Raw genomic sequence first — 5,512 nt, forward strand, 5'->3', positions numbered from 1 at the left:
TTCCGCGGCGGCGGGCAGGGCGCCGCCCGCCGGATCCCAGAAGGCGACGCGGCCCTCGCGCGGGAGGGGCGCGGGCAGGAAGACGGCGGCGAGCCGCACGCACGAGGACGCGGAACCGGGCTCGGCGGCAGCCGCCCCGTCGGCCATGACGCTCATGCCGGTGTCCACCTCCCGCCGCCTGTCGGATCAGTCGTCTTCGACTCTACGGGCGGGGTCCGACAATCGGTCCCGGGCGGCCGGCCGGTCACCCCGCCGGGTCCGTCCGGGCCGCTCCGGGAGCCCGGTCAGGGGACCGTGCGGGAGACGACGTACACGAACGGGAAGACCGCGTTCCCGGTGTTCACGACGATGTCCAGCGTCGGCTGCGGGTTCTTGCGCTCGAGGACGATGCCGAAGTCGTCCCCCGGACGCGAGCTCGGGCCGCTGAAGCGCCAGCCGGTGATCTGCTGGTCGCGGCCGCTGATGGCGATGTCGCCCTTCTTCAGGTCGTCCCGGCCGACGCCGATCTCCGCGAGGAACTGGTCGAGGCCGGCGTGCGTGGTCTGGAACTGCACGTAGAGCCGGCTGGTCTTCCAGTTGTTCGTCTCGTAGTAGGCGACCTTGTTGGCGGGGTGCGGGACCGGCACCTGGTACAGGCGGCGCTGCACCTTCGAGGGCCAGCCCTCGGTCAGGCCGGTCGCCGAGTACTTCGCCTCCTTGTCCTTGCCGCTGCTGCGGCTCTGGTTGGCGGAGATCACCAGATAGCCGGCCGGGACGCCGATGAGCAGCACGATGATCAGCAGGGTGAGGGCCCTGCGTCGGATCATGTGCCGGCGGTCCTCCGGCGGGCGGGGCGGCTCGCCGGAGGGCGCGGCCTGGTGGGGCAGCGGTGCTGTCATGCGGTGTCCGAGGTCGTGCGGGGCGGTGGCGGTACCGGGGTCATGCGATGTCCTGGGCGGAGGGCGGCACGGCCGTGAGGACCGTGGCTCGGGCGGAGGGCGGCACGGACGTCACGCCGTGTCGCGGACGGAGGGCGGCACGGGCGTCGGGCCGTGGTCCGGGCGGACGCGGCACACGCGGGTCACGCCGTGTCCTGGGTGCGGCGGGCCGCCTCCGTGAACCGTTCGAAGCGCTCGTAGCGCTCCACGCGGCGGCGCTTGGCGCGCCGGAAGCGGCGGGCCACCAGACGGGCCAGGTCCGCGGCGCCGACCATGCCCGCCTCGGGGCCGAGCTGGGCGCGCACGATCCGGGCCTCGGGGCGGTAGCCGCGACCGGTGAGCTGGCGCTTGAACGCGTCCCGCGCGGGGCTGATCAGCAGGTCGTCGGCGGCCGAGACGCCGCCGCCGATCACGAAGCAGGACGGGTCGAGGGCGGCGGCGAGGTTGGCGATGCCGACGCCCAGCCACTGACCGATGTCCTGGAGCAGCTCGATGCACATCGCGTCGCCCTCGCGGGCCAGCTCGGTGATCATGGGACCGCTGATGTCCCCGATCTGCCCCTTGACGTGCTCGATGATCCCGTAGGCCACCGGGGAGTCGGCGGCGGCCAGCTCCTTGGCCTCCCTGACCAGGGCGTTGCCCGAGCTGTACTGCTCCCAGCAGCCGCGGTTGCCGCACGGGCAGCGGTGGCCGCCGGGCACGACCTGCATATGGCCGAACTCGCCGGCGACGCCGTACTTGCCGCGCTTGACCTGGCCGTCCTCGAGGATCGCGCCGCCGATGCCGGTGCCGAGGGTGATCATGACGAGATGGTCCTCGCCGCGGCCCGCGCCGAAGCGCCACTCCGCCCAGGCGGCGGTGTTGGCGTCGTTGTCGACGAGGACGGGCACCGCGAGGCGGCCGGAGAGGCGGTCCCTGAGGGGTTCGTTGCGCCAGGACAGGTGGGGCGCGAACAGCACACGGTTGCGGTCGGCGTCGACCCAGCCCGCCGCGCCCACGCCGACGGCGTGCACGTCGTGGCGGTCGGACAGGTCCAGGACCAGTTCGACGATCGTGTCCTCCACGACCTTCGGGCTCTTCGACTTGTCCGGCGTCTCGGTGCGGACCTTCTCCAGGATGTTGCCGTCGGCGTCGACGACGCCCGCCATCACCTTGGTGCCGCCGATGTCGATGCCCACGGTGGGCACCCGTGGCGCGGTGAGGTGCGAGCGGCGCTCCCTGGTGCCCACCGTGCGGAGTGCGGGGGCGCGGCGGGAGCCGATGGGGGCGCTGAAGTTGCCGTAGGTGCTCATCGTCGCCGATTCTGCCTCACCCTCACCTCGGGTGCCGAGCCGGGCGACGACGGCGCGCGGCCTTCGACGACGGCGGACGCCCGGCGACCGCCGGGGCTCGGCCACGGGCTCTCGCGCGACGCCGCAGCTCGTGGCGTGGGTCGCCGGGGCGGCTCCCGTCGGCGTCCCCGCCGTCGACGCGCCAGGGTGACGGGGGTCACAACGTCACGGACGTCACGCGCTTCGCTCATGCCGCCCGCGTCACGGCCGCGCGCGCCGGCGCTCACGGCCGCCGGGGCGCCCGGGGGCGCTCAGGGGCGCACGAGCAGCTGGAACTCGAAGGAGTAGCGGGTCGGGCGGTAGATGTGATCGCCGAACTCCACCGCGCGGCCGGTGTCGTCGAAGGTGGTGCGCTGCATGGTCAGCAGCGGGGCGCCCCGGTCCTCGGCGAGCCGCTGGGCCTCGTCCTCGGTGGCGGCGCGGGCGCCGATGGACTGGCGGGCGCTGTGCAGGGTGATGCCGGCGGCCCGCATCAGGCGGTACAGGCCGGTGGCCTGGAGCTGTGCGGTGTCGAGGTCGAGGAGGCCGGAGGGCAGGTGGTTGCACAGGTACGCCATCGGCTCGCCGTGCGCCAGCCGCAGCCGCTCCACCCGGTGGACGTCGCTGCCCTCGGCCACCCCGAGCGCGGCCGCCACCTCGGCGGACGCCGGCAGCACGGTGTTGGCCAGGACCGTCGTCGCCGGCCGCTGCCCGGCCGCCTCCAGATCGTCGTAGAGGCTGCTGAGCTCCAGGGGGCGTTTGACCTGGCTGTGCACGACCTGCGTGCCGACGCCCCGGCGGCGCACCAGGAGCCCCTTGTCGACGAGCGACTGGATCGCCTGGCGGACGGTCGGCCGGGACAGGCCGAGCCGTGCGGCGAGCTCGATCTCGTTGCCCAGCAGGCTGCCGGGGGTGAGCGATCCGTGCTCGATCGCGGCCTCCAGCTGCTGGGCGAGCTGGAAGTACAACGGCACCGGCGAACTGCGGTCCACACGTAGTTCCAGCTGCACGGTCGGGTCCACTCCTGGTTTGGGCACGGCCCGAGCGTAGCTCCGCGACCGGTTGACGGGAAGTTGTGTAGTCCGATTGTCCGGACATGCACATTGACAGGTGCGGCCTGCGACGTCACTTTGGTCTCATGCGCATCGGGGTCATCGGGACGGGCCGCATAGGCACCATTCATGCGAACACACTCAGCCGTCACCGCGAGGTCGGATCCCTCATCCTGACGGACGCGGACCCGGCGCGGGCCCAGGAGCTCGCCCTGCGGCTGGGCGAGACGGCCGCCCCCGGGGTGGACGAGATCTTCCGCTGGGGCGTGGACGCCGTGGTCATCACGACGGCCACCTCGGCCCACGCCGAACTGATCGGTCGGGCAGCGCGCTCCGGACTCCCGGTCTTCTGCGAGAAGCCGATCGCCCTGGACCTGGCGGGGACCTTACAGGCGATAGCCGAGGTCGAGAGCGCCGGAACGGTCCTCCAGATGGGCTTCCAGCGCCGCTTCGACGCCGGGTACACGGGGGCCCGGGAGGCGGTGCGCTCGGGACGGCTCGGACGGCTGCACACGGTGCGGTCGCTGACCTCCGACGAGTCGGCGCCGCCGGCCGCCTGGCTTCCGGTGTCCGGCGGGATCTACCGCGACGCGCTCATCCACGACTTCGACTGCCTGCGCTGGGTGACCGGGCGCGAGGTGGCAGACGTGTACGCGGCCGGGTCCGACGCCGGTCCCGCGATGTTCCGCGAGGCGGGGGACGTGGACACGGCGGCCGCGGTGCTCACCCTCGACGACGGCGCCCTCGCCACCGCGACGGCGACCCGGTTGAACGGGGCGGGCTACGACGTCCGCATGGAGCTGGCCGGGGAGCTGGACCAGATCGTCGTGGGCCTGGACGACCGCACGCCGATCGCGTCCACCGAGCCCACCGGTCCGCCGGCCGCGGACAAGCCGTGGACGGGTTTCCTGGAACGCTTCGAACCCGCCTACACGGCGGAGCTCAACGCCTTCGTGGACGTCGTCCGCGGGAACCGCGCCAACCCGTGCGACGGCCGGGAGGCCCTGCAGGCCCTGCGCATCGCCGAGGCCTGCGAGGTGTCCCGCCGCGAACGCCGGGCGGTGCGGCTCACGGAGATCCCGGCCGCCCTCGGAACGACGTGAGCGGGCACGGCGCCCCTGGCACGGCGCCCCCGACCCGACGTGAGCCGGGGCGGCGCCCCCTGCGGGGTCCGGTGCCCGGAGCAATCGCCCGCGTCCGTCGCCCGGAGCCCTCGTCCCCCGTCGCCTAACGCGTCCCCGCCCGTCCCGCCGTGTCCGGTCCGTCGTCCGGCAGGTCGGCTTCGTGGGCGAGCAGGGCGATCTGCACACGGTTGTTGAGCCCGAGCCGGGCGAGGATGCGGGAGACGTGGGCCTTGACGGTGGCCACGCTCATGAACAGCCCGGCGGCGATGTCCGCGTTGGACAGCCCGCGGCCCACCGCGACGGCCACCTCGCGTTCGCGTTCGCCGAGGGCCGCGAGCCGCACGCGCGCGTGGGCGCGCCGGGTGTCGGCGGCGGCCCCGGCCGCGTGGTCCATCAACTGCCGGGTGACCGTGGGCGACAGGACCGGGTCGCCGGACGCCACCTTGCGCACGGCGTCGAGGATCTCGGCGGGCGGGGTGTCCTTGAGGACGAACCCGGCGGCCCCCGCGCGCAGCGCCCGCAGCACCTGTTCGTCGGCGTGGAAGGTGGTGAGGACGACCACCTGCGGGGCGTCCTCGCGCGCCCGCAGCCGTTCGGTGGCGGTCAGCCCGTCCACCGCGGGCATCCGGATGTCCATCAGGACGACGTCGGGGCGGGTGCGCTCCACGAGGTCCTCGGCCTCGCCGCCGTCGGCGGCCTCGCCGACGATCTCGATGTCGTCGGCGCCTCCCATCATGAAGGTCAGACCGGCCCGCACCAGGGGATCGTCGTCGACGAGGAGGAGTCTGATCGCAGTCATGGGCCCACGAAATCACGGTGGGGGCCCGCGAGTTGCGCGGTGCGCCGATTCGTCCGCGGCAGACCGGCGTGCCGCGCCGGCGCGTCACCGCACGGGCGGAGCACCGCCCTGTCCCCGTCCGCCGGGCTCACCCCCACGGCAGCCACGCCCGCACCTCGAAGCCTCCGTCGGCGCGCGCCCCGTGCTCCAGGCGTCCCCCGGCCAGCGTCGCCCGTTCGGTCAGACCGATCAGGCCCTGGCCGGAACCGGGGACGGGCGGGGCGTCGCCCCCCGGCGACGGCATCGCCGTCGGCGTGCGCAACCCCGCGCC

Annotated in this window: 5 protein-coding genes and 1 pseudogene; 1 reads left to right on the forward strand and 5 read right to left on the reverse strand. The window is 74.1% G+C overall.

Going from position 1 to position 5,512, the window contains the following annotated elements; all coding sequences use genetic code 11:
* Window positions 1-284: 284 nt before the first annotated feature.
* The 3 genes from ABT300_RS40780 to ABT300_RS40790 all read right to left on the reverse strand — a co-directional run bounded on the left by ABT300_RS40780 (window position 285) and on the right by ABT300_RS40790 (window position 3,237).
* A complete protein-coding gene (locus ABT300_RS40780) occupies window positions 285-878 on the reverse strand; it encodes a sugar kinase (RefSeq protein ID WP_351687279.1) in 594 nt (197 codons plus the stop codon).
* Between the two features lie 182 nt (window positions 879-1,060).
* Window positions 1,061-2,209 (reverse strand): ROK family glucokinase, encoded by a 1,149-nt coding sequence (locus ABT300_RS40785; RefSeq protein WP_057576113.1) that lies wholly within the window; start codon window positions 2,207-2,209, stop codon window positions 1,061-1,063.
* Window positions 2,210-2,499: 290 nt separating this feature from the next.
* Window positions 2,500-3,237, reverse strand: a complete 738-nt coding sequence (locus ABT300_RS40790; protein ID WP_351687290.1) for a GntR family transcriptional regulator — start codon at window positions 3,235-3,237, stop codon at window positions 2,500-2,502.
* A gap of 128 nt (window positions 3,238-3,365) precedes the next feature.
* On the opposite strand from ABT300_RS40790, the gene ABT300_RS40795 reads away from it, so the two are divergent.
* Window positions 3,366-4,382, forward strand: coding sequence for a Gfo/Idh/MocA family protein (locus ABT300_RS40795; RefSeq protein WP_351687283.1), 1,017 nt, complete (start codon window positions 3,366-3,368; stop codon window positions 4,380-4,382).
* A 124-nt stretch (window positions 4,383-4,506) separates the two neighbouring features.
* Here ABT300_RS40795 and ABT300_RS40800 read toward each other — a convergent pair whose 3' ends face one another.
* Both ABT300_RS40800 and ABT300_RS40805 read right to left on the reverse strand, forming a co-directional pair.
* A complete protein-coding gene (locus ABT300_RS40800; protein WP_351687287.1) occupies window positions 4,507-5,202 on the reverse strand; it encodes a response regulator in 696 nt (231 codons plus the stop codon).
* Between the two features lie 127 nt (window positions 5,203-5,329).
* Window positions 5,330-5,512: pseudogene (locus ABT300_RS40805) on the reverse strand (sensor histidine kinase); the annotation flags it as partial.

The sequence above is a fragment of the Streptomyces sp. NPDC001027 genome (assembly GCF_040299045.1).
GTDB lineage: Bacteria > Actinomycetota > Actinomycetes > Streptomycetales > Streptomycetaceae > Streptomyces.

Bases quoted from the DNA above. Each gene is read 5' to 3' on its own strand.
- ABT300_RS40780 (WP_351687279.1), bottom strand. From the start codon at position 878: ATGACAGCACCGCTGCCCCACCAGGCCGCGCCCTCCGGCGAGCCGCCC.
- ABT300_RS40785 (WP_057576113.1), bottom strand. From the start codon at position 2,209: ATGAGCACCTACGGCAACTTCAGCGCCCCCATCGGCTCCCGCCGCGCC.
- ABT300_RS40795 (WP_351687283.1), top strand. From the start codon at position 3,366: ATGCGCATCGGGGTCATCGGGACGGGCCGCATAGGCACCATTCATGCG.
- ABT300_RS40800 (WP_351687287.1), bottom strand. From the start codon at position 5,202: ATGACTGCGATCAGACTCCTCCTCGTCGACGACGATCCCCTGGTGCGG.